The organism is Streptomyces scabichelini, assembly GCF_011045015.1.
GTDB lineage: Bacteria > Actinomycetota > Actinomycetes > Streptomycetales > Streptomycetaceae > Streptomyces > Streptomyces scabichelini.
Genome location: NZ_JAAKZY010000020.1, coordinates 56,361 through 78,424, shown reverse-complemented (window position 1 = coordinate 78,424; position 22,064 = coordinate 56,361). Strand labels below are relative to the sequence as shown.

Here is a 22,064-nt window from a genome sequence, read left to right as displayed (position 1 = left end):
CCCTGGAGCGGGCGGGGCGCGCTCCAGGGCGTACGCCCCCGCCACAGTGATCAGCCAGACGCCGACCGCGAAGAGCGCCATGGTCGCGCTGGTCAGGTGTTCGCCCAGCCCGAGGCCCCAGGCGGCCAGCACCGGGGCGAAAAGCAGCGAGTGCGCGAGGTAGCAGGACAGGGACCGCTTGCCGACCGCCGAGACCGCCGCCGCGGCTGCTGAACCCCGTCGGGTTCTCCTGCTCGTCCACCAGTGCGCGAACAAGGCGACGGCGGCGACGTAGCCGAGTCCGGCGGCGTTGCCCGTGAGTTCTCGGAGCAGGTAGAGCGCCCCCGTTTCGCTCTGCGCGTCGTCCGGTACGTCCAGGGCCCCGACGTGGGCGAGCGCGGCGGGCAGTGCGCCGAGCCACCCGACCGTGATGCCGATGACGGCCGTGCGGCGCAGCAGGGTCCGATGGAGTCCGGGTTCCTCCAGGACACGGCGGCGTGCCGCCCAGAAACCGAGCAGGAAGATGACGTAACCGCCGCCGACGAGCGCGAGCAGGCCGCCGGAGGTGACATACAGGCCGGTGGACACGCGGGTGCCGGCCGCGTCGAGCCAGCTCTTCTCCTGCGCGGCGTACGCCACGTAGCCCGCATCCGCGTCGGCGGCGTTCCCGAGGGACCCCAACTCTCCCTGGAGCAGCGCCGATACGACCGGCTGCAGCGACACGAGGACCAGGTGGGCGGCACCGATCCAGATCCACCACTTCAGTGCGCGTTCGCTTCGACGCAGGAAGACGAGGCCGAGGATGAGGCTCAGCACTCCGTAGTAGCCGACGATGTCGCCCGCCATCAGCAGAGCGGAGTGCGTCAGGCCGATGACGATCAGCCAGAGACTGCGCCTGCGCAGGATCCGGACCGTGTCCCGCTCGGAGGTGCCCGCGGTCGTCTGCCGCAGATAGAGCTGCATCATCCCGTAGCCGAAGAGGAACGCGAAGAGCGGATAGATCCGCAGGTCCAGCACGGTGATCATGGTGAACTGCACCGCGTGGTCGAACCACGAGCCGTCCACGGGCTGCCATCCCGAAGGTCCGCCCCGCGCCGCCCAGAGATGGAAGGCCGTGTTGGAAAGGACGATGAGCAACAACATGAAGCCGCGCGCGAGGTCGGGTGCGAGCGCCCGCTCCTCGGCCCGTACGCCCCCGCGCCGCACCGGCTTCTCCTTGCTCGCGATTGTCATGGACCCACGCTAAGAAGGTCCTGACACGTCCCGATATCGGTCGGTGGTCGCGCGGCGGCCGACCAAGGGATGACGCCGGGGCGGGGGGCCGCGACCAAAGTTGCCCCTCTTGGAGTCGGGGCCTTCTGCCTGCCCGCTCACGCGCAGCGCCCTACAGAACACTGGTGGGGCGGCCGCAGGAGGTGGCCCTCCTGGCAATGGCCCTCCTGGCAGGCTCGGCGCCGTAGTTTGTACCGCGACGGCGAGCACGGTGATCCCCGGTGGAAGGCCTTCGCCCGTCGCTGTGGCTTTGACATCGAACGCCCGGTGCAATGGGAGCACTCGAGCCCGGCCGAGATGCAGCGTCTGGTCCTCGTCGCCGTCGCCCCATACATCGACCGCCAGGTGCTCGCTCAGCAGATCGCCCGCGAGGACGGCCAGCGCCGCGCCTTGTCCGACTTCGAGTGGGGTGGTTCATCACCCAGGGCATGGAGAACTGGATGATCTGGTCGACGTCGCTCGGACGCAGCTCCAGCCCGGCCTCGGTGGCCCGTGAGGACGATCCGGCCCACGGCGGCGACGAAGGAGTGAAAGGCGGTGCGCCACCCCCAGCTGGCCAAGGAAACCGGCGCCGGCCGACGGCTGAGCTGTCCTCCTCACCCATCAGCTGGATCAGCCGGACAGCCGGGCCTCGGCGCTCACGGCCCCGACAGCACCGGCCGGGCTTCCCCCTGGCGGCCGGCGGCTTCCTTGTGCGCAGGCCCGCTAGAAGGTGTAGCGGGTGTGGCTGAACACCAACCAAATCACCCAGAGGCTGCCGACCCGAAACAAATCGCACACCCAAACTCCGCCCAGCACGAAGACCAGGGATATGAACGAACCGAAGACCCCCGTTCTCTCCTTCCTCTTCCTCAGAGGGACGGCGGGGTCTTCGGTGCGGCGGGCCCGGATGTCTTGCCGTCGGTCACATCCAGAAGTCGTTGACCCTGTCGATGTCCTCGGCACACTCGTCGAGGTCGGTGGCCTTCTCCCCTTACTATCCGGAAGACGATGGTTCCGTCCTCGTCGAAGCGCTTGCCGTTGGCGTTGGACCGTGAAGCGGTGCAGGGCTACCGCGTGCCCTCGGCCGTCGACAAAGACCTTGCGCAGTTCGGCGCGCATCGTCCCGTTCGTCTCCTCGGCGAAACGACGGTAGAGGTCGATGATCGCGAGCATGTCCCTTCATGAGCCGGGCTGCTCGTTGCCCGGCGGTGCGGCCCTCGCGGGGCGCTCGATTGCGCAGCCCGTTACGAGAACCCGATCAGGGCGTCGCGGACAACAGGAGTATCAGCTCAGGTGTCGAGCGAAGAACCGCGTGCCGACTTCACACGAAGCGGTCCGGTCCGCCCGGCACCGGGGGTGCGGTCGCCTCGTCACCCGCACCCAGGAGCTGGCCGGTGACGGGACGGGCCGGGCAGCCCGCTGATCTCGTCACTCGCCTCGCCAGATGTTGTCAAAGGCTGCCGCTTCGATGGATCTGCGTTGCCGTACGGCGGCCAGTTCCGTGACGGCTTGGTGAACTCCGGCCAGCACGGCACCCTGCTCGTCCGTCAGGCCGGCGAGCGTGTCGCTCGGCAGGTCTGTGATGCCGGCCGCGGCTGCGAGACCGGCGAGGACGGGCTCGCGCGCTGCCCAGCGGTCGGAGGCTTGGCGAAGGGCCGGGGAGTCCGCCGCCGGACGGGTCCTGCGGAACGGGTTGCGGTGAGGGCGTGCGGGTGCCACCAGCCCTTCTGCCGCGAGCGCGGCTCGATAGCGCGCGGCCAGGTCGCGGCCCCGGCGCCACAGCCAGTCCGCCACGGTTTCGTGGGGTGCGGGGAGGATGAGCAGCGATGCGGCTTCGAGCAGCAGGGGATCATCGGTCCGTGGCGGCGCGCCGGGCACGAGCCGGTCGCCGTCGAGGCTGACGGCCTGGGAGGCGATGAGGTCGATCAGTTCGGCGCCCGCCAGGGCGAGCGACAGGTCGCCCGGTTCCACGGCGGGGTCCGTTTCCGAGCCGGCGGCGGCGATCGACAAGTCCCGAGCGGTGGTCATGAGCGACTCCAGGTCTGCCGAAGGGGCGATCGCCTCGGGCGGCGTCGACCGCCTTGACCGGCCGAAACGGTCGGTGGGCGACCGATGCCTGCGGTCGTGAGCGGACCCGGTTCCCGGGGATGCGACGTGTTCGGCGTGACGCGCCGCGGGCGAGGGGACCGTGCTCTGCTACAGCGAACTCCCACGATAAGCGCAGGCGCAGGCGCCGGTCTCCTTGTGCGTGGAACCGCTCCGGGATCGGTGGAGGCTGTCAGCGCGTTGTCCAGGGCGTCGCCGACGCCGTCGGCAGGAAGGCGCGCGTTGGCATTTCCGCCTCAACAGCCGCTGTACCAACCGAAGCGGCGAGGACCAGAAGACGATCACGGTGGCCTCGTCGCGCTCGCGGAGCCTACGCATCACGGTGGTCGGCGACCCGAGGGCTCTGCTGGTCTTCATTCTGGTCAGGAATCGAGAAGCGCAAGTCTCGGAGCCGCAGCTAGCGTCGTGGTCATGACTTCCATCGAATCCGTCACCCTCGAGGTGGCCGATCCCACCGCCGCCAACCACTTCTACACCACTGCCTTCGGCCTGGGCGGTCAGATACGCCTGCGGACCTCGGAGGCACCGACAACCGGCTTCCGCGGGTTCACGCTGTCGCTCGTGGTGTCCCAGCCGGCCAACGTCAACGCCCTCGTCGACGCCGCCGTGGGCGCCGGCGCCGCGACACTGAAGCCCGCCGCCAAGTCACTTTGGGGCTACGGGGGCGTCGTACAGGCCCCGGACGGCACGATCTGGCAGGTCGCATCGTCGTCGAAGAAGGACACCGGCCCGGCCTCCCGGCAGATCGACGACATCGTGCTCCTGCTGGGAGTCGCGGACATGGCCGAGAGCAAGCGGTTCTACGTCGACCACGGCCTCGCCGTGGCGAAGAGCTTTGGCAGCAAGTACGTCGAGTTCGACACCGGGTCGGGTTCCGTCAAACTGGCGCTGTACAAGCGCCGAGGCCTGGCCAAGGTCGCCGGCGTCTCTCCCGACGGCACCGGATCGCACCGGCTCACGATCGGCAGCGATGCCGGGCCATTCACCGACCCGGACGGGTTCACATGGGCAACCGCATCCGAGACCGCATCGCTGTGAGCCGGGTGACGCAGATACACACCATCGCGGAGATGATGGCCAGGGGACCTACGGTTCAATGCTGCGGGCCACCGCCGACTCCAACGGCACTTTGGGGAAGGTGGTGACCGGCGGGTCGAGGTGGTGCAGAAGCTGACCGAGCAGCCGTACGGGGTGCGCAACCGCGCCTTCCGCGACCCCGTAGGGGAACCTGGTCCGGATCCAGCAAGAGCACTCACCGGCCTGCTCCACCAACGTGCACCTCGCGGACCAGGGCACCGACGCCGGGAAACGGATCATCGGACGCAAGCGCCACCTGGGCTGCGACACGCGCGGTCTGCTGCTGACCGTCCTGGTCACCGCCGCACGCGTCGGAGACACCGCAGCCGGCGTCCACCTGCTGTCCCGCATCGCCGCAGCCCATCCCCGGATCCGCAAAGCGTGGGTGGACGCCGGCTGACGCCGACTACGGCACCACCGCCATCGACCACGGCGCCCGCCCCGGCATGACGTCCACTCCGTCCAACGCCCGTCGCGCACCCAGGAGTTCACGGTGATTCCACGACGGTGGACCATCGAGCGGAGTAGCCGCCGACTCATACAGCACCGCAGGCTCGCCCGCGACTACGAGGCGCATCCGCATCGCTCCGAAGCCATGATCCCATGATCCACCTGGCCGTGGTCGATCTGATGACCCGACGCCTCACCGGCGAAGCGACCCCGAGCCGGTGCGGAACCTGACCCGGGATCGAACGCAAATCAGCGGACCAAAGACTCGGTCAAGAGGCGGCACGTTCCTGGAGCAGGGTGCGTTCGGCGGGGTTGGCGGTCAGGTCGAGTGCGAGCCGGTCCTCGGCGCGCGCCTGGTCGGGGTCGTCCAGCGCGCGTAGCAGGTCGGCACGGGTGGCGTGGAAGAGGTAGTAGCGGTCGAGCTCCGCCGCGAGGCCGTCCACTTCGGCCAGGGCGGCCCGCGGTCCCTGCGTGTAGCGGAGGGCGACGGCCCGGTGCAGCCGGGTGACGGGGGACGGTGCGAGGTGCAGCAGCATGTCGTACAGCAGCACGATCTGCTCCCAGTCGGTGTCCTCCCAGCATGCGGCCTCCGCATGGCAGGCCACGATGGCGGCCTGAAGCTGGTACGGGCCCGGGCGCTGCCGCCTGATGGCACGCGCCAGCAGGGCTGCGGCCGCAGTGATCGCTTCGTGGTCCCACAGTGAGCGGTCCTGGTCCTGGAGCCGGACCAGCGTGCCCTCGGGGGTGAATCGGGCGGCCGCACGGGCCCGGTGCAGCCGGATCAGCGCCAGCAGACCGGCCACCTCGGGCTCGGTCGGCATCAGCCGGTGCAGCAGGGCGGCCATCCACTCGGCGTCGTCGGCGAGGTCACGCGACTGCGCCTGCTCGGCGGTGGACAGGTAGCCCTCGTTGAACAGCAGGTAGATCACCGCGAGGACCTGGGACAGGCGGCTGCCCAGCTCCTCGTAGTCGGGAACGCGGTACGGGATCCCCGCCTTGGTGATCTTCTGCTTGGCGCGGGTGATGCTCCCCCACTCTCGGCTTCGCTCGAGCGGGAGGTGCCCCCCTGGCCACGGTGGACTCCCGCACCAGGAACGCGCGGGCGATCTGTGCGGTGGTCAGTCCGCACACCACCCGCAGGGTGAGGGCGATCTGCGCCTCCTGTGCCAGCGCCGGATGGCAGCAGGTGAAGACCAGTCGCAGCCGCCCGTCCGGCTCCGACACCTCACCCTGGTCCGGCGGCCACTGCAGCTGCGCCAGCTTGTGCCGGTAGTTCTCCTGGCGCCGCAGCAGGTCGAGCCCGCGCCGCCGGGCCACCGTGAACAGCCAGGCATCGGGCCGCTCCGGGATGCCGTCCACCGGCCAGTGCTTCAGCGCCACCAGCACGGCATCCTGCACCAGGTCCTCCGCGGTGGAGAAGTCACCGGTCACCTGTATCAGCGAGGCGGCCAGCCGGCCCGCGTGCTCCCGGACCACGCGGGCCAGCCGGTCGTGGGATTCGGCCGCTTCGTACGACGGCGCCGTCACGTGGCTCTCACTCCAGCGGGCTGGTCTCTACTGGGCGGATCTCGACCACCGGGCAGCCGGGCCAGGTGCGCACCATGTGCAGTGCCTCGTCCGGATCGGCGACCTCGATCTCGGAGTATCCGCTGACGACCTCCTTGCCCTCGACGAAGGGCCCGTCGACCACGACCGGCTCCCCGCCCTCCAGCCGTACGGTCGTCGCAGTCTCCGGCGTCCGCAGCTTCTGCCCGCCCGTGATCTTGCCGGCGTGGGCGGCGAACCATTCGTTGACCCGCTCGAACGCCCGTGCACGCTCGGCCGGGCCCATCGCCTCCAACTCCCGGGCGAACTCCTCGGTCTCGACGAACAACAGCACGTACTTCATGAGGCGCCTCCCTGTTCCAGCATGGCGGCCATCCGGCGCTCCATCTCCTCGGGTGCCACGTCGTCCACATGCGTGGCCACCGTCCACCAGTGCCCGTACGGGTCGACGATGGATCCGTCCCGGTCCCCGTAGAACTGATTCTCCGGCGCCCGCTTGAGCGTCGCCCCCAGCTCCACGGCGCGTGCGACGACCGCGTCCACGTCCTCGACGTAGAGGAAGAGGAAAGCCGGGCTGCCAGGCAGGCCGCCTGCGGGCGGGGCCTCGGTTCCCAGCATGGGCGAGGCGTCCTCGACGATGACGACCGAGTCCCCGATCTCGATCTCGGCGTGCACGATGGTCCCTCCCGGCCCCGGGAACCGCATCCGCTCTGTGGCTCCGAACACCTCGCGGTAGAACTCGAGCGCCTTGGCGGCGCCCTGGACGACCAGGCACGGGGTGACCCGGCGGTAGGTGTCGGGGATCGCCTTAGGGACGTTTGTCGGTGACATGGATTCGTCCCCTTTTCGGGCTCCTTCGGCAGGGCCGGACGGCCCTGTTACCAAGAAGACGACTGGCGGGCCGGCGGATATGACAGGCGCGCCAAGTCGGCGTGCCCGGTTCGTCGCACTCGGCCATCAGCAGCTCGGCGAGGAAGCCCTTGTAGGACATCTGCTCGCGGGATGCCCGGCCGGCCAGGTCCGGGAACCGGCCGCGGATGACGGGCAGCGCGCGGCATGCGGCAACCAGGACGATCGTGAGCGTGCGCCTCGTCGGCGAACTGGTCACCTGCTGCCTGTTCTCCTTCTGCCTGTCCTACGTGAGGGTGGAGACAGACCAGTGCTGGTCGGGCAGTGGGAGCGGCACGACAGCCGACGCCGAATCGGTTCCCGGCGGGCGGACGGTCGACGAGTACTTCGAGGTCGAGAGGCCCCTGTTGCTGCCGAAGGAGCCGTTCGAGACCGGACGGGTGTTCACGCCGTGGGTCGACCGCTACAGCCGCATCGCGGTCCGCACGACCGCTACTCGGTGCCGGTCCGGTTGATCGGCAAGCGGGTCAGGGTGATGCCGTACGCCTCTCACCTGATGGTTTACGACAAAGACGGGGAAGTCGTGCGGCGCGAGCGGCTGATCCCGAAGGACGGCTGCCGCCTGGAGCCGGACCGCTACCCCGAAGCCGCGAGCCGGGCGCCTTCCCTGGCTCGACCGCACTCGAAACAGGCCCGCTCCGCAGGCAAGTTCACCCCGGTCCACGATGCCTGGTGGGCAGCGGCGGTCAAGGCACACAGCGACGCCGAAAGAACTCAGGCACTGATCGAGGTGCTGTCGCCGGGCCGGCACATCCCCCGCGACCCCGCGAGAACCTGGTCGCCGGCCTGGTCTCCGCTCTGCGGTCAGGACCCTGACCGCGGACGCGGTCGACTTGGAGGCCCGCAAGGCCGCTCAGACCGAGGGCGAGCCGGTGGCTGTCTCCTCGCCGCCACAGGCCACCGGACAGCGGTCGGGGGAGGTGACGTTCCTGCACGAGTGGAACACGAATGGAACACGAGTGGGAGCTGTCGCGTCTGTCGCCGGACACCAGGGCGCTGCCCTCGGTGACGCCCTCTGACCAGTTGTTCCGACATCGTCACGCCGTCGGCGGGAACTCGGCCGTCCGGCTGGTGGGGATGCCCTGGCAGGTGTGCCCTGCCGGGCGGCTGTGGAAGTCTCGGTTGCGGGGCGCACGGGAACGGCCAGGGTGCCGTGTGGACTGCGTCAGTGTGCCCGAGGGTGGGGCTGTCACTCCAACAGGGGGACGATTCGGCGGCGAGACAGGCAGCGGAATCGATCCCCCTGTTGGCACGGGCAATCCTCCAAGCGCCGTGTTTTAGCCGGCTAACCGCAGACGAGGAGGATGAGGACGCAGCTGTGCCCGTGGCCATCGTGGCCGCCGGTCGGGCTCGACTGGGCAGCCGTGGCCTTTGCCGCGGCGTGAGGCGTGTGTGCCGCGGCTGCAGCGGAGGCCGCTGTCGTCGGCGCTGCCGCGAGAGCAAAGGCCAGGGCGGCGCAGGCCGCGAGTCGTCGGGAAACGGACTTCTTGGGTGCTATCTGTTTGGTGTTCATGAAGCCACCATGCACGTCTCTTTGACACATTTCGCGCCGAGATCGTCTTATCGAGCGAATAGCCGCAATCCGAATGCCGCCCGGTTGCTGGAGTGGCCAGGCCGCCCGGCAACCCACGATGGCCCGACCGCAGATGCGGGAAGCGCGAACGGATCGCTGTGACGGATCGCTGTGTTTCACTGTGCATCGCTGTGAAGGCCCATGCCGGCCAGGTCGCCCGTGGCACAGGTCGCGCCCACAACGTCTGGAGCGCCATGAGCCGGGTCTGGGCCGGAATCGACAGCGGCAAGGCCTCACCCCTTCCTGGCCATCGACAAGGTCAGAGCGACTGTGCTCCCTGGTCAAGTCCTCAGCGGAGAGCCGGAATCCCTCCAGCTGCGCCTTGCACCTGGCGCTCCTGGTCAACTACAAGCAAGAAGTCCTCTGTTCTATCCCCGGCAGCATGGTCAATCGAGCCGGCGAGGGCTATCGCAGAGAGGCAAAGACCGACGCCCGCGACGCTCTGGTCATCGCCGAACAGGCCTGCATCCGGCAGGAACCCGATGCGGTCCGGCGACGAGTCCCCTCGAGCTCGAGTCCACCGTCGAGCTCGAGCTGTTCACGCGTCGCCGTGCGGACGTGGTCTGTTACCGCACCCGCGCCATCAACCGCCCGCGCTCCACGCTGAGCAGCGTGTTCCCAGCACTGGAACGCGCCTTGTATTGACTGGCCTTGGGCCGCTCGTCCTGCTGAGCGGTTATCAGACTCCGGCTCGCTGCGCAGAGACGGTGCCGCGCGCCTGACCAAACGTCCTGACTTGGTGACCGCGGTCGAGGGTCTCGGCGACGACCCGGCTGTCGATCGGCTGCCGATGGCCCCCGTGGCTCCGATGACTCCGATGTACATGGGGCTCCCCTGTGCATGCAGACGTGGGACGCCACGGAAGCAACGCAGGGGAGGGCGCGAGCGGCTTCGGGCCGAGACCACGGCCGAAATCAAGAGCGTGGCACTGGCCTTGATGGCCTTGATGGCCTTGATGGCCTTGATGGCCTCGAGTAGGCCGGACGCCATCACACTGCGGGCCATCGCGCGAGAGATGGGCATGACCGCCAACGTCATCCACGGCTGTTTCGCGACCCGGCGCGACCTGGTCACCACGCTCATCAACGACGTGCACACCGCCTTGGCCGACGCCGTGGTCACTGCCTGGGAAGCCGCTCCGAACGCCGTTGCGCCCCGAGCCGCCGCGATCTCCGCGTTGGTCAGCTCCGCGGCGATGGCGATATGGAGCAGCACTTCCCTTTCAGGCGAGGTGAGTTGGCCGCGGGCGCCGGTGACGGCGGGAGGCCGGGGCGCGCCTTGCATGCAGTGGCCGAGGAGTACGTCCTGGGTGGCTGGCTGATGTGAGCAAGCGGGTCCTTCATCCGTACCCCCTGGTTCCCCGGTGGCGCCTCAAGCGGTGTCGTTCGCGGATGCCCATGGCCAGGCTATCGGCCAAGAACACCACTTCGAGCCCCGGGTCGCCGGGCGATGGTGGACACCACCACCTGGTCAGGGCTCGCCCCTGCGAAAGCACAGTCGTCGACGAAGCGGTTGCGCCGCTCGAACTCGCGGAAGGGGCAATGTATCCACCACGAGTTTCTACGTGTTGGTCGTTCACGGCGACCTTCATGGTGACCTTGCGTTCGCCGGCCAGGGTCGACTCCCGACCCGAGGCTGAGCGGCATGACACGTGAAAGCCCCGGCTGGACGGGGGAGACCAGCCGGGGCGTGTGCGGTGGCGTGCGGAGGGCGGTCGCCTCTCGGCGAAAGGCTCCACAGGGCTTCAGCCGAACGATCGTCCCTGTGGGCTATGGGTGAGGCCCGGGGACACTGTCCCCTCCGCAGCCACGTAGATGAGAACGGTGCACCCCTCCCGGTTGTTCCGGGCCCGCTCCCGCACAGCGTGTGAGCCGGAGCACAACCTCCACCGTTCGAGGCGTTACAGCAGCCGGTAGGTGAGCAGACTGATCGCCACGTACTGGCAGATCCACGCGGCGATGGTGAAGGCGTGGAAGATCTCATGGAACCCGAACCAGGCCGGCCAGGGATCGGGGCGGCGCAGGCCGTAGACGATCCCGCCCGCCGTGTACAGGATTCCGCCGGCCAGGGTCAGCAGGAACACCGCCACACCCGCATGCCGCACCAGCGGACCGAACACGGGCGCGAGTGACCAGCCCAGGAGGATGTAAAGCGCCGTGTACAGAACGCGGGGCGCATAGGGCCACAGACAGCGGAAAAGGATGCCCACGCCGGCGCCGATCCAGACCTCCCACAGCAGGACCGTGCGAACGGTACCTGTCAGGCCCAGCACGGCGATCGGTGTGTACGTCCCGGCGATCAACAGGTACACGTTCGAATGATCGGCGCGCCGCAGCGTCTCGTACACGCGCGGCGACCAGACACCGCGGTGGAAGACCCCGCTGGTCGCGAACAGCAGCAGGCCGCATCCGGCGTAGACCGCGGCAGCGGCCCGCGCCTCGCCCGCGGGCGCCAGGGCGACCAGGACGATGCCCGCGGCGAGCACCAGAGGGGCCATTCCGGCGTGCAGCCAGCCGCGCAGCCGCGGCTTGGCCTCCTCGATCAGTTCACCGACCGACACTTCCCACCCGTCCCGATGCCTCCGACCATCTGTGCCGTGCCGTAGCCGCGCATACGGCAGGGTCCGTGTTCAGTGCTGCCCCGGCATGATGCCGGTCATGCAGGCCGTTCTCGGCCCGGAGCGGCTTCCTGCCAAGCGTGGCGTAGCGGGCTTTCGACGCCGCAGGAAGCAGGTTCGGCCCGGTCGGATTCCACCCACCGATCACGGGTACCTCGTCCGCGGGACGTCTGGATGTACGGAGCGGGGCGCGGTGAGGGAGACATGCGACACGCCCTCAGGGCGATGGGCCGGCCGCCGGGCCGACGGCCGGGAGAGCCGATGGCAAGGAGTGACCACGCGCATGAACACCTCGGGCAATCTGCCGGTCCTGCGCACACTGCAGGACATCGCCCGTCTGGTCGAACGGCACCAGGGCCTGTACGTGCGCTGGTCCCGCGGCCCCGAGACGGACCTCGGCGAGGCGAAGAGCAGAGACGATCTGACGGGCACGGACATGCCGGGGCTGTCCGCCAATCCTCTCGACGTCGAGCCGTGGTGGGACGACCGGCCCGTCGAGCTGTGGGTGGCACGCCGTCTGCACGACTACTCGTATCTGCCGCGTGAGAAGGGCCGCGGAGTACGCCCCTGGGTGCTGCTCGGCCGCGAGAAGGGCCGCGGGCCCGACAACGAGCCGCTGGTTCAGGACGTCGAGCCGATGGGGTGGATCGACCCGAAGATGATCGAGGAGGCTGACGCCGCGGTCGCCCGGCAGGACAGCGCGTGGGGGCCGCTGCGGCGCACAAGTGACTGACCTGCGATCAAGAAACGACCTCGTACACGCAACCTTGTGATCGGTGCCTCACCGGGAAGGCTTCCTGTATGACAAAGCTCGGTCTGCCGGACGAAATCCGGGCCTGCCTGTTCGACCTGGACGGAGTCATCACCAAGACGGCCGTCGTCCATGCGGCTGCCTGGAAGGAGGCCTTCGACGAGTTCCTGCGCCGGCGGGAGGGAGAGGGTTTCCGTCCGTTCGATCCGGTCGAGGAGTACGACGAGTACGTGGACGGAAGGCCGCGAGCCGACGGCGTACGTTCCTTCCTCGCCTCCCGTGGCATCGAGCTGCCCGAGGGCCGATCCGACGATCCCCCGGACCGGCCGACGGTCCACGGACTGGGCAACCGCAAGAACGACCTCCTGCTGGAGAAGATCCGTACCGGTGGTGTCGAGGCGTACGAGGGCACCTTGCGCTACATCGAGGCCGTACGGGCCCACGGCCTGCGCACCGCCGTGGTCTCCTCCAGCGCCAACTGCCGCGACGTGCTGCGGGCGGTCGGCGCGGAATCCCTCTTCGATGTACGGATCGACGGCGTCGTCGCCGCCGAGCGGCACCTGCCGGGCAAACCTCGGCCCGATACTTTCCTGGCCGCGGCGAGCGACCTCGGCGTCGAGCCGGCGCAGGCCGCGGTGTTCGAGGACGCACTGGCCGGCATGGACGCGGGGCGCTCCGGTCACTTCGGCCACGTCGTCGGTGTGGACCGCGTCGGTCAGGCCGACGCGCTGCGCGCCCACGGCGCGGACCGGGTCGTCGAGGACCTCTCGGAACTGGGGGGTGCGGCATGATCACTCACGCGTCCTATGGAGTGGAGCCGTGGTGCCTGCGCGAGAACGTCCTGAATCTCGACGTACTGCCGCAGAGCGAATCGGTGTTCGCGCTGTCCAACGGCCATGTCGGCTGGCGCGGCAACCTCGACGAAGGGGAACCGCACGGACTGCCCGGCTCCTATCTCAACGGTGTCCACGAGACCCACCCGCTGCCCTATGCGGAGGCCGGCTACGGCTACCCGGAGTCGGGTCAGACCGTCATCAACGTGACCAACGGAAAGGTCATCCGTCTGTTGGTGGACGACGAGCCCTTCGACCTGCGCTACGGGCGGCTGCTGTCCCACGAGCGGGTGCTGGATCTGCGCGCGGGTGTGCTGCGCCGCACCTGCGAGTGGACCTCACCGGCCGGCCGCACCGTACGGGTGCGCTCCACCCGGCTGGTGTCCTTCACTCAGCGGGCGATGGCCGCCGTCGCCTTCGAGGTCGAGGCCGTCGACAGCCCGGTCCGCGTCGTGGTCCAGTCGGAACTCGTCGCGAACGAGCAGCTGCCGACGTCGGCGAAGGATCCCCGCGCCGCGGCAGTGCTCGAGTCGCCGCTCGCGGCAGAGGACCACCTCGCGACAGGCAGGCGTCTGCGACTTGTGCACCGCACCCGGCGCAGCGGGCTGCGAGTGGCCGTCGCCGCGGACCACACGGTCGGCGGGCCCGACCGGACCCGGATGAGCAGCGAGTCCGGCGACGACGTCGCCCGGCTCACCGTCACCTCCGCTCTCGACCCCGGCCAGCGGCTGCGCCTGGAGAAGTTCGTGGCCTACGGCTGGTCGAGCATGCGGTCCCTGCCCGCCGTCAGCGATCAGGTGGACGCTGCGCTGGCGGCCGCGACCGACACCGGCTGGTCGGGGCTCGTGGACGATCAGCGGGCCTATCTGGACGCCTTCTGGGGTCACTCGGACGTCGAGGTCGACGGCGACGAAGAAGTCCAGCAGGCTGTCCGTTTCGCCCTCTTCCACGTCCTGCAGGCCGGCGCGCGGGCGGAACGGCGTGCGATTCCGGCGAAGGGGCTGACCGGCTCCGGATACGACGGGCATGCCTTCTGGGACACGGAGATGTTCGTTCTGCCCCTGCTGACGTACACCGCGCCGAATGCCGTGGCCGAGGCGCTGCGCTGGCGCCACGCGACCCTGCCCGCCGCGCGGGAGCGGGCGGCCCAACTGGGCCTTCAGGGCGCGGCGTTCCCCTGGCGCACGATCGACGGCTCGGAGGGCTCCGCGTACTGGCCCGCCGGCACCGCCGCCTTCCACGTCAACGCCGGCATCGCCGATGCCGTGGTGCGCTACGTCTCCATGACCGGCGACGAGCAGTTCGCCCGCGACAGCGCGGTCGAACTGCTCGTCGAGACGGCCCGGTTGTGGAGGTCGCTGGGACACCATGACGCGCACGGAGCGTTCCATATCGACGGCGTGACCGGCCCCGACGAGTACAGCGCGATCGCCGACGACAACACGTACACCAACCTCATGGCCCGGCGGAACCTGCTCGCGGCTGCCGACATCATCGAGCACCACCCCGAGCAGGCCGCCGCGCTCGGTGTCGACGACGAGGAGAGTGCCGCCTGGCGGGACGCCGCCGAGGCCGTCCACATCCCGTACAACGCCGATCTCGGTGTGCACGAACAGCACACCGGCTTCACCCGCCACCAGCACTGGAACTTCGCGGCTACCCGGCCCGACCAGTACCCGCTGATGCTGCACTTTCCCTATTTCGACCTCTACCGCAAGCAGGTGGTCAAGCAGGCGGACCTGGTGCTCGCGATGTACACGTGCACGGACTGCTTCGACGAAGAGCACCAGGCCCGCAACTTCGCCTACTACGAGCCGCTCACCGTCCGCGACTCGTCCCTGTCGGCCTGCGTCCAGGCGGTCATCGCGGCCCGCACCGGTCATCTCGGCCTCGCCTACGACTACTTGATGGAGGCGGCGCTGATGGATCTGGACGACCTGGAGAACAACACCCGCGACGGGCTGCACATCGCCTCCCTCGCCGGGACGTGGACGGCCCTGGTCACCGGATTCGGCGGCATGCGCCGCAGTGCGGGCACGCTCGAATTCACGCCCCGGCTGCCGGAGAAGCTGCGCCGGCTCGCCTTCAACCTCCAGGTGCAGGACCGGTGCCTGAGGGTGGAGGTGCACGCGACAGCGGTCACGTACACGTTGCTGACCGGTTCCCCGCTGACCATCGGCCACTACGGCGAGCCGCTCACCCTCGTCCCGGACGAACCGCGCAGCCGGGAGACCCCACCCGTGAAGCCCCGCCCGGCACCGGACCAGCCACCCCATCGCAGGCCGAACGCCCACCACTGAGGGGGACGGCAAAAAGCAAAGGCAAGGAGGTTACCCACTCCTTGCCACTCTCAACGTATAGCGCAGTGGGGGCCTTGCGGCAAGACCCTGGTCGTGCTGCAGAATCTCCGGCCGAAGCCAGAAACCTGCGCGAATCAGGGCTTCGCGAAGTACGTGTGCCTCATCGACGTATGAGTCTCGCGGGACGCGAAGCGTGCGTTCGCGTCGCCGGACTGCGCGGAGCGGCCGGCCGGAGATCAATCTCGTTCAATGGGGGGTTTCATGATTGACGTGATCATTGTCGGCGGCGGACCGACCGGCTTGATGCTGGCCGGCGAGTTGCGGCTGCACGGCGTGCAGGCGCTCGTGCTGGAGAAGGAGGCCGAGCCGACCAGGGTGGTCCGCGCGCTCGGCCTGCACGCGCGCAGCATCGAGGTGATGGACCAGCGCGGTCTGCTGGAGCGGTTCCTCGCGCTCGGCAAGCAGTACCCGGCCGGTGGCTTCTTCGCCGGCATCCCCAAGTCTGCGCCGGTCCGGCTGGACACCGCGCATCCGTACGTCCTCGGCATCCCGCAGACCCTCACCGAGCGCCTGCTGACCGAGCACGCCACCGAACTCGGCACCGAGATCCGGCGCGGCTGCGAACTGGTCGGGCTGAGCCAGGACGACGACGGGGTGACCGTCGAGCTCTCCGACGGCACTCGGCTGCGCTCGCGCTACCTCGTCGGCTGCGACGGTGGCCGCAGCACGGTGCGCAAGCTGCTGGCGGTCGGCTTCCCCGGCGAGCCCTCCAAGGCCGAGACACTGCTGGGCGAGATGGAGGTGACCGAGGACCAGGAGACGATTGCCGCCATCGTCGCGGACGTCCGCAAGACCCAGCTGCGGTTCGGCCTCGGGCCCCTCGGGGACGGGGTGTACCGCGTCGTCGTGCCCGCCGAGGGGGTGGCCGAGGACCGCTCGGTCCCGCCGACCCTGGAGGAGTTCCAGCAGCAGCTGCGGGTGTACGCCGGCACCGACTTCGGCGTGCACTCGCCGCGCTGGCTGTCCCGCTTCGGCGACGCCACCCGGCTGGCCGAGAAGTACCGTGTCGGCCGGGTGCTCCTTGCCGGCGACGCGGCGCATGTCCACCCGCCGCTGGGCGGACAGGGCCTCAACCTCGGCATCCAGGACGCGTTCAACCTCGGCTGGAAACTGGCCGCCGAGGTGAGCGGCTGGGCACCGGAGGGGCTCCTCGACAGCTACGAGACCGAACGGCGCCCGGTGGCCGCCGACGTACTGGACAACACCCGCGCGCAGACGGTGCTGGTGTCCACCGATCCGGGCTCCCAGGCGGTGCGCCGGCTGGTGTCGGAACTGATGGACTTCGAGGACGTGCACCGGTACCTGATCGAGAAGATCACCGCGATCAGCGTCCGCTACGACTTCGGCGAGGGCCACGAACTGCTCGGCCGGCGACTGCGGGACGTGAAGCTGAAGCAGGGTCGCCTCTACGAGCTGATGCACGGCGGCCGCGGACTGCTCCTCGACCAGACCGGCCGGCTCTCGGTGGCGGGCTGGACAGACCGGGTCGACCACGTCGTCGACGGCAGCGAGGAACTGGACGCACCCGCTGTGCTGCTGCGGCCGGACGGTCACGTGGCCTGGGCCGGCGAAGACCAGGCAGATCTGCTCAGCCGGATGCCAAGGTGGTTCGGGGCAGCCGTCGACTGAACGCGCAGTCGCGGCCCGAAAGGGTGGGCTGGGGGTGACGTGCTGCGCGACATCGGGGCGACGATCCGGGCCGAGGAATGCCGTGGTGTGCTCATGGCCGCTTGGCGTGGGCGCGGGCGACCGCCGTGGCCGACGGGCCGACGCGTTCCGCACCGCACTCCACGGCGCTTCACTTCCCTCGCCTGCAGCCTCATCTGCCGGCGACGCGTCGAACCAGCCCAACACACTTGGATTCACTTGGAGTCACTTGGATTCGATCCGCCCCATGGGGGCCGTGCTCTCCGACAAAGCCTTCTGCGCTGCCGCCCAGCTTGAACCCTCAATGCCGAGTGCATGGCGAAGATAGGCCCATGTGAGCCGTTGGATGAGGGCGACGCGATCGGGATTTTCGTCCGTTGTCTCCTTGACCTCGTAGCCGGCGATCCCGCCGAGCGAGTGTTCCGCCCCGAACAGAGTGAGCAGGCTCTTGTCACCCGGGCTCAGGGAGTACGGGTCGGTAAGCCACTCCGGTCCCCTGACGGACAGCGGGGAGTCGTCCTTGTCGCCGGCGACGACGAGGGCCGGCGTGCTCATGTAGGTGAAGTTCGGGTTCATGAACGGGAAGTGCTCGGCTGCGAACGGTGTCAGGTCGGCTCCGCCCTGTCCGGCCGTGGCGAACAGCACGCCCGCTTTGATCCGCGAGTCGGACAGGTCCTCCTCCGTCTTGCTCACCGGATCGAGGACGCGCAGGCCCAGCAGATTGCCCGCTGTCTGGCCGCCGAAGGAGTGGCCGGCCGCGGCGATGCGGCTTCGGTCGAGGCGACCGGTGAGACCGGGAACGGCAGCTTCCAGGAGATCAAGCTCGTCGAGGATGCGCTTCATGTCCTCGACGCGGAAACGCCAGAGCCGCGGGGTGCGTGGATCGTCCTGGGGAAGGCCCACCGTCCTGGAGTCGAGGTGGGTGGGCTGAATCACCATGAAGCCGTGGGCAGCCCAGAAGTCGGCCAAGGGACCATAGGCGTCCAGTGACGAGCCGAATCCGTGCGAGAAGAGGATGATCGGCAGTTCACTCCCGGTCGTCGGCGCCGAGACCCTCACCTGCAGGTCCTCACCACGGCCCGGTGCTTCCAGCACCAACGGCTTCACCGAGACGATTGGAGTGGCACTGGTGACGACGTCCGTCGTCGCCACGTCTGATGCGATCATGGAAAGCTCTCTTCTTCTTGCGAGCCGGTGGCACGGCTTCACGTGCGGCGGGATGCCGCGCGGGGCAGGTCAGTCGTAGTCTTCCGTTGTGGTTCTCTTCGGTAACCACGGTTGATCCTGACCCGCCCAAGTACCAGCCACAAGAAGGCAGTTTGATGTCACCCACGCACACGGAGGTAACCGCCGCACCCGCCGACCGTGATCCCGGTGGGCACGAAGATCGCCCGGACTGCGGGATGCGCGATGTCCTGGACCGCATCGGGGACAAGTGGTCGGTACTCGTGATCGTTGAGCTCGCCAGTGGACCGCGCCGATTCCGTGAACTGCAACGCGCGGTCGACGGCATCTCCCAGCGCATGCTCACCCTCACCGTGCGCAGGCTGGAACGCGACGGACTCGTCCTCCGCACCGTGTACCCGACCGTCCCGGCCCAGGTCGACTACCGCCTGACCGAGACCGGGGCCAGCCTGACCCACCTGCTCAAAGCACTCGCCGACTGGTCTCTCACCCATCGCGCCGTCATTGCCGGGGCACGGCACCAGTACGACCGGACCCACCCCGACCACGACATTCGGTGACGGGTACCGCCGTAGCCTCACGCCGGGGTGGGTCGGCGATCTCGAGCGTCAGCGAAGCGTGCTCGTCAGACGGTATCGACCGGATGGCAACAGGTACGAAGCGATACCGTCCGCATGGCCGAGAAGGCGCACACCCTCCACCTGTGCCAACGGGGTTCGTCCCTCGCGGACGGCCCCGGCGGAGACCGCCGGAAGGCGCAGGGTCGCTCCACTGCTCATGGGCACGACCGCTTCGTACACAAGCGTTCTGCCTCCATCGGTCACCCTCCACTCGCTCTTGATCTCGCCGTACGGCGACTCGTGCGTACCCACGACGTGCTTGATCCGGCCGGTGGGATCGATGTGGGGTTGCAGGAGGAAGTGCTGGAAGCCGGGGCTGTCCGGGTCGCGGGCGATGCCGGCCATGTACGCGTACATCCACTCCATGATCGCGCCGTACGCGTAGTGGTTGAAGGAGTTCATGCTGACCGGTCCGAAGCCGTCGGCCTCGGAGTACGAATTCCAGCGCTCCCAGACAGTGGTGGCACCGTTCTCCACCGAGTAGAGCCAGGACGGCATCGCGTTCTGGTGCAGCAGCTTGTACGCCAGGTCCGCCCGGCTCTCCTCCGTGAGGACGGGGGCGAGGACGTTGACGCCGAGGAAGCCGACCGAGAGCGTGTTCTCGGCGTACTTGACCCGGGTGCTGTCCGGGTGCGCCGCCTTGTAGGCCGGATCGTTGCCGATGTTGTCCGCCAGCAGACCGACGAGGGCTCGGCGCTGGGCCTGCGTTTCGTAGAAGCCGAGCTTCAGCACCCACAGCAGGGCGGTCTGGCTGTTGTCCTCGGTCTTCTCGTCGGGATCCGCACCCGGTTCGATCGGGGAGGCCTCGCCCAGGCTGGACTTCACCGCGAGCCGGCCGCCCTCGGTGCTCAGGTATGTGGTGATGAAGGCTCGTTTGATGTTGTCGAACAGTTTGTTGTACTTCTCGGCATCCGAAGCCCGGCCGGTGGCTCGGGCCATGTGGGCCATGAGCTGGGCGCTGTAGCCGTAGTAGACGTCGCTCATGAGCTGGGCGCTGGTCTTCTGCGGTGCCAGCCAGTCGCCGAAGATGGCACCCTGACCGGCGTATGTGTCGCCGGTCTGCTGGTGGATCCAGTCCATGTACGTCGTCATCGCCGGCCAGCTGTGGTCGATGATGGTGCGGTCTCCGCTCATCTGCCAGACCGTCCATGGCACGATGACGCCGACGTCCGACCAGCCGCTCATCGGTGCCGAGATGCGGTACTTGTTTCCGGGGGCCACGGCGGTGAACTGGGCTGCGTCCCGGCCGTAGGTCTTCTGGGACTCGATCAGGGTGTCCTGGAAGTGGCTGAGGAAGGTGACCGCGTCGGAGTTGTAGAGGCCGGTCGCGGAGAAGAGCTGGGTGTCTCCGGTCCATCCCAGGCGTTCGTCCCGCTGGGGGCAGTCGGTGGGAATCCACAGGTAGTTGCCCCGCTGGCCCCAGCGAATGTTGCTGATGAGCTGGTTGATCCCGGGATCGTCGGTGGTGATGTCGCCGATGTCGTGGATTGCTGAGGTGGCGACGCGGCCGGTCAGGCCGGTGATGGTGATTTCGGAGTCGGGCGTGGTGACTTCCACCGCCACGTAGCGGAAGCCGTAGAAGGTCAGTGAGTCCTGATGCGTCTCGCCGCCCGGGTCGCCCTTGAGTATGTAGGTGCTCGTGGCCTTGGCGCTGCGGAGGTTGGCCCGGTAGAGGGATCCCTCGGGTCCGTCGGCTCCGGCACTGTCGTCGTTGAGCATCTCGCCGAACTTGAGGACGACTTGTGCGCCGGCCGGGCCGCGCAAGGAGTAGCGGGGTACGCCGACCATGTTCTGCCCCAGGTCGAAGACGGCCGTGTCTCCGGTACGCAGGGTCACCGTGGCACGGGCGGCCTCGGCGGGGGCGCTGATGGTGCGGGTGGGATCAGGGACGACGCGGCCCTTGCCGTTGGCGCTCGTCGCCTGGCCCTCGATGCGGTTGTAGACGGTGACCGCCCGCGGTCGGCGGTCCCACTTGGGGATCACCCGCGCGGTCTCCCCCGGATAGGCGACCAGCTTCGAGGCCGGGAACTTCTCCGCGAAGCCGACTCTCTCGACATCGGACCACGCCGTGTCGTCGAAGCCGCTCGACGCCCAGCCCGCCAGTTCTCTGCGGGCGTCGTAGGTCTGACCGTCGTAGATGTCGTCAGCCCGGTAGGGGCCGGTATCGGTGGCCTTCCAGCCGTCGTCGGGCGCCGTGACGACGGTCTGTGACGTGCCGTCCGTGTACTGGATCAGCAGTTTCGCCTTCAGAGCGAGGGAGTTGCCGTCAGCGGAGTAGTAGGTGCTGGGGCTGGAGATACGGCCGTTGTACCAGCCGTTGCCCAGCACTGCCCCGAAGGTGACGGCCGGCTTGTCCGCCACGAGCTCCGTGACGTCGTAGGTGAGGTAGTTGACGGTCGTGTCGTAGTTCGTCCAGCCGGGGGTGAGCAGTTCGACGGTGGAGCTACCGTCCTGCGGCACGGTGACGCGCCGACCGTTGATGTACGCGTCGTAGACGCCGAGTGCGGAGATGTACAAGCGGGCCGTACGGACCCGGGTGCGGCCCTCCGCGGAGAGGGCCGTGCGCAGAGGCACCTGCCTGCGCAGCATGGGAGCGCCGGGTGTGTTGGGTGCCTTGCCCTTCATGCCGATCCACTGGGCGCCGTCCCATCCGGCGACACCGTCCGCGCTGAGCAGGCTGGTCTCGAAGGAGGCCGCGGGGGCGGTGCCGATGACCCGGCCTCTGGTGTCCCAGACGGTCACGGACCAGAAGTACGAGGTGGATGGCCGCAGTTGCTTGCCCTCATAGGTGACGGCCACCGAACGTGCCGAGCTGACCCGGCCGCTGTCCCACAGGTCCGCGCGCGAGGCGTGCAACTTCTCGGGGGCACTGGCGACCAGGATCCGGTATGCCCCTTGGGCCCGCCCACGTACGGCCGACTCTGTGCGCCACCCGAAGCGCGGGCGGGCGGTGTCGACTCCGAGCGGCTCCGTTCGGTGTTCTACGGTCAGTCCTGTCACCATGCCTCCCCCGGTGCCGCGCATCGGTACTGCCTGAGCCGCACTGCCGATTCCTCCGCCGGCCACGACGGGGACGGCCCCAGCCGTTGCGGCGAGTACGGTTCTGCGCCGGACACCATTCGGATTCCTTCCGTCCGGTTGGTGGACTTCCCTGTGTG

The 22,064-nt window shown here is 68.8% G+C and carries 21 protein-coding genes and 2 pseudogenes; 12 read left to right on the top strand and 11 right to left on the bottom strand.

The window, feature by feature from the left end:
* Positions 1 to 1,212 (bottom strand): DUF418 domain-containing protein (locus tag G5C60_RS09235; RefSeq protein ID WP_165256637.1); only part of this gene is annotated, 1,212 nt, incomplete at its 3' end.
* A 336-nt stretch (positions 1,213 to 1,548) separates the two neighbouring features.
* On the opposite strand from G5C60_RS09235, the gene G5C60_RS51695 reads away from it, so the two are divergent.
* Entirely contained in the window at positions 1,549 to 1,695 is a 147-nt protein-coding gene (locus tag G5C60_RS51695) for a hypothetical protein (protein WP_241266619.1), read from the top strand.
* Between the two features lie 966 nt (positions 1,696 to 2,661).
* Here the strand turns inward: G5C60_RS51695 and G5C60_RS09225 are convergent.
* Positions 2,662 to 3,261: a GPP34 family phosphoprotein gene (locus G5C60_RS09225; RefSeq protein ID WP_165256633.1), complete on the bottom strand. Its 600-nt coding sequence runs from the start codon at positions 3,259 to 3,261 to the stop codon at positions 2,662 to 2,664.
* Positions 3,262 to 3,750: 489 nt separating this feature from the next.
* Here G5C60_RS09225 and G5C60_RS09220 point away from each other — a divergent pair, with 489 nt between their 5' ends.
* A complete protein-coding gene (locus G5C60_RS09220) occupies positions 3,751 to 4,377 on the top strand; it encodes a VOC family protein (RefSeq protein WP_165256631.1) in 627 nt (208 codons plus the stop codon).
* Between the two features lie 48 nt (positions 4,378 to 4,425).
* Here G5C60_RS09220 and G5C60_RS09215 read toward each other — a convergent pair whose 3' ends face one another.
* Positions 4,426 to 4,608 carry a hypothetical protein gene (locus G5C60_RS09215; RefSeq protein WP_165256629.1) on the bottom strand — a complete coding sequence of 61 codons (183 nt, stop codon included), beginning with the start codon at positions 4,606 to 4,608 and terminating at the stop codon, positions 4,426 to 4,428.
* Positions 4,609 to 4,630: 22 nt separating this feature from the next.
* Between G5C60_RS09215 and G5C60_RS54020 the strand changes: the two are divergent.
* A pseudogene (locus G5C60_RS54020) lies at positions 4,631 to 5,097 on the top strand (transposase); the annotation flags it as partial.
* A 38-nt stretch (positions 5,098 to 5,135) separates the two neighbouring features.
* Here the strand turns inward: G5C60_RS54020 and G5C60_RS53585 are convergent.
* The 5 genes and pseudogenes from G5C60_RS53585 to G5C60_RS54425 form a co-directional block, all read right to left on the bottom strand.
* Positions 5,136 to 5,795: a DUF6596 domain-containing protein gene (locus tag G5C60_RS53585; RefSeq protein ID WP_338145751.1), complete on the bottom strand. Its 660-nt coding sequence runs from the start codon at positions 5,793 to 5,795 to the stop codon at positions 5,136 to 5,138.
* Positions 5,734 to 6,393, bottom strand: a complete 660-nt coding sequence (locus G5C60_RS53580) for a sigma factor (RefSeq protein WP_338145750.1) — start codon at positions 6,391 to 6,393, stop codon at positions 5,734 to 5,736. Before G5C60_RS53580 ends, G5C60_RS53585 begins: the two co-directional genes overlap by 62 nt.
* Positions 6,394 to 6,400: 7 nt before the next feature.
* Complete coding sequence (locus G5C60_RS09200; protein ID WP_165256627.1) at positions 6,401 to 6,754, bottom strand: YciI family protein; 354 nt, start codon at positions 6,752 to 6,754, stop codon at positions 6,401 to 6,403.
* A complete protein-coding gene (locus G5C60_RS09195) occupies positions 6,751 to 7,242 on the bottom strand; it encodes a VOC family protein (protein ID WP_165256625.1) in 492 nt (163 codons plus the stop codon). The genes G5C60_RS09200 and G5C60_RS09195 overlap by 4 nt, the downstream gene beginning before the upstream one ends.
* Before the next feature lie 109 nt (positions 7,243 to 7,351).
* Positions 7,352 to 7,519, bottom strand: a pseudogene (locus G5C60_RS54425) (IS21-like element helper ATPase IstB); the annotation flags it as partial.
* Between G5C60_RS54425 and G5C60_RS09190 the strand changes: the two are divergent.
* The 4 genes from G5C60_RS09190 to G5C60_RS51685 all read left to right on the top strand — a co-directional run bounded on the left by G5C60_RS09190 (position 7,488) and on the right by G5C60_RS51685 (position 10,214).
* Positions 7,488 to 7,775 carry a hypothetical protein gene (locus G5C60_RS09190; protein ID WP_165256623.1) on the top strand — a complete coding sequence of 96 codons (288 nt, stop codon included), beginning with the start codon at positions 7,488 to 7,490 and terminating at the stop codon, positions 7,773 to 7,775. The pseudogene G5C60_RS54425 and the gene G5C60_RS09190 sit on opposite strands and share 32 nt — an antisense overlap.
* 20 nt (positions 7,776 to 7,795) lie before the next feature.
* Complete coding sequence (locus G5C60_RS54015) at positions 7,796 to 8,329, top strand: hypothetical protein (RefSeq protein WP_420907355.1); 534 nt, start codon at positions 7,796 to 7,798, stop codon at positions 8,327 to 8,329.
* Between the two features lie 577 nt (positions 8,330 to 8,906).
* On the top strand, positions 8,907 to 9,500 hold the full coding sequence (locus G5C60_RS54010; RefSeq protein WP_420907354.1) for an IS110 family transposase: 594 nt from the start codon (positions 8,907 to 8,909) through the stop codon (positions 9,498 to 9,500).
* A 315-nt stretch (positions 9,501 to 9,815) separates the two neighbouring features.
* Complete coding sequence (locus G5C60_RS51685) at positions 9,816 to 10,214, top strand: hypothetical protein (RefSeq protein ID WP_241266618.1); 399 nt, start codon at positions 9,816 to 9,818, stop codon at positions 10,212 to 10,214.
* Positions 10,215 to 10,793: 579 nt separating this feature from the next.
* Here the strand turns inward: G5C60_RS51685 and trhA are convergent.
* Positions 10,794 to 11,453, bottom strand: a complete 660-nt coding sequence (gene trhA / locus G5C60_RS09175; RefSeq protein ID WP_338145749.1) for a PAQR family membrane homeostasis protein TrhA — start codon at positions 11,451 to 11,453, stop codon at positions 10,794 to 10,796.
* Positions 11,454 to 11,793: 340 nt separating this feature from the next.
* Between trhA and G5C60_RS09170 the strand changes: the two genes are divergently transcribed.
* The 4 genes from G5C60_RS09170 to rox all read left to right on the top strand — a co-directional run bounded on the left by G5C60_RS09170 (position 11,794) and on the right by rox (position 17,083).
* Positions 11,794 to 12,243, top strand: a complete 450-nt coding sequence (locus G5C60_RS09170; protein ID WP_165256619.1) for a DUF6098 family protein — start codon at positions 11,794 to 11,796, stop codon at positions 12,241 to 12,243.
* Between the two features lie 68 nt (positions 12,244 to 12,311).
* Positions 12,312 to 13,052, top strand: a complete 741-nt coding sequence (locus tag G5C60_RS09165) for an HAD family hydrolase (protein WP_165256617.1) — start codon at positions 12,312 to 12,314, stop codon at positions 13,050 to 13,052.
* Positions 13,049 to 15,394: a glycoside hydrolase family 65 protein gene (locus G5C60_RS09160; RefSeq protein WP_165256615.1), complete on the top strand. Its 2,346-nt coding sequence runs from the start codon at positions 13,049 to 13,051 to the stop codon at positions 15,392 to 15,394. The genes G5C60_RS09165 and G5C60_RS09160 overlap by 4 nt, the downstream gene beginning before the upstream one ends.
* 261 nt (positions 15,395 to 15,655) lie before the next feature.
* Positions 15,656 to 17,083 (top strand): rifampin monooxygenase, encoded by a 1,428-nt coding sequence (gene rox, locus G5C60_RS09155; protein ID WP_165256613.1) that lies wholly within the window; start codon positions 15,656 to 15,658, stop codon positions 17,081 to 17,083.
* Positions 17,084 to 17,326: 243 nt separating this feature from the next.
* Here rox and G5C60_RS09150 read toward each other — a convergent pair whose 3' ends face one another.
* The gene (locus G5C60_RS09150; protein ID WP_165256611.1) at positions 17,327 to 18,268 is read right to left on the bottom strand and encodes an alpha/beta hydrolase family protein; all 942 of its coding nucleotides are present in this window, start codon (positions 18,266 to 18,268) and stop codon (positions 17,327 to 17,329) included.
* 155 nt (positions 18,269 to 18,423) lie between these two features.
* Here G5C60_RS09150 and G5C60_RS09145 point away from each other — a divergent pair, with 155 nt between their 5' ends.
* The gene (locus G5C60_RS09145; protein WP_165256609.1) at positions 18,424 to 18,846 is read left to right on the top strand and encodes a winged helix-turn-helix transcriptional regulator; all 423 of its coding nucleotides are present in this window, start codon (positions 18,424 to 18,426) and stop codon (positions 18,844 to 18,846) included.
* A gap of 48 nt (positions 18,847 to 18,894) precedes the next feature.
* Here G5C60_RS09145 and G5C60_RS09140 read toward each other — a convergent pair whose 3' ends face one another.
* On the bottom strand, positions 18,895 to 21,909 hold the full coding sequence (locus tag G5C60_RS09140) for an alpha-L-rhamnosidase (protein ID WP_241266617.1): 3,015 nt from the start codon (positions 21,907 to 21,909) through the stop codon (positions 18,895 to 18,897).
* Between the last annotated feature and the right edge of the window lie 155 nt (positions 21,910 to 22,064).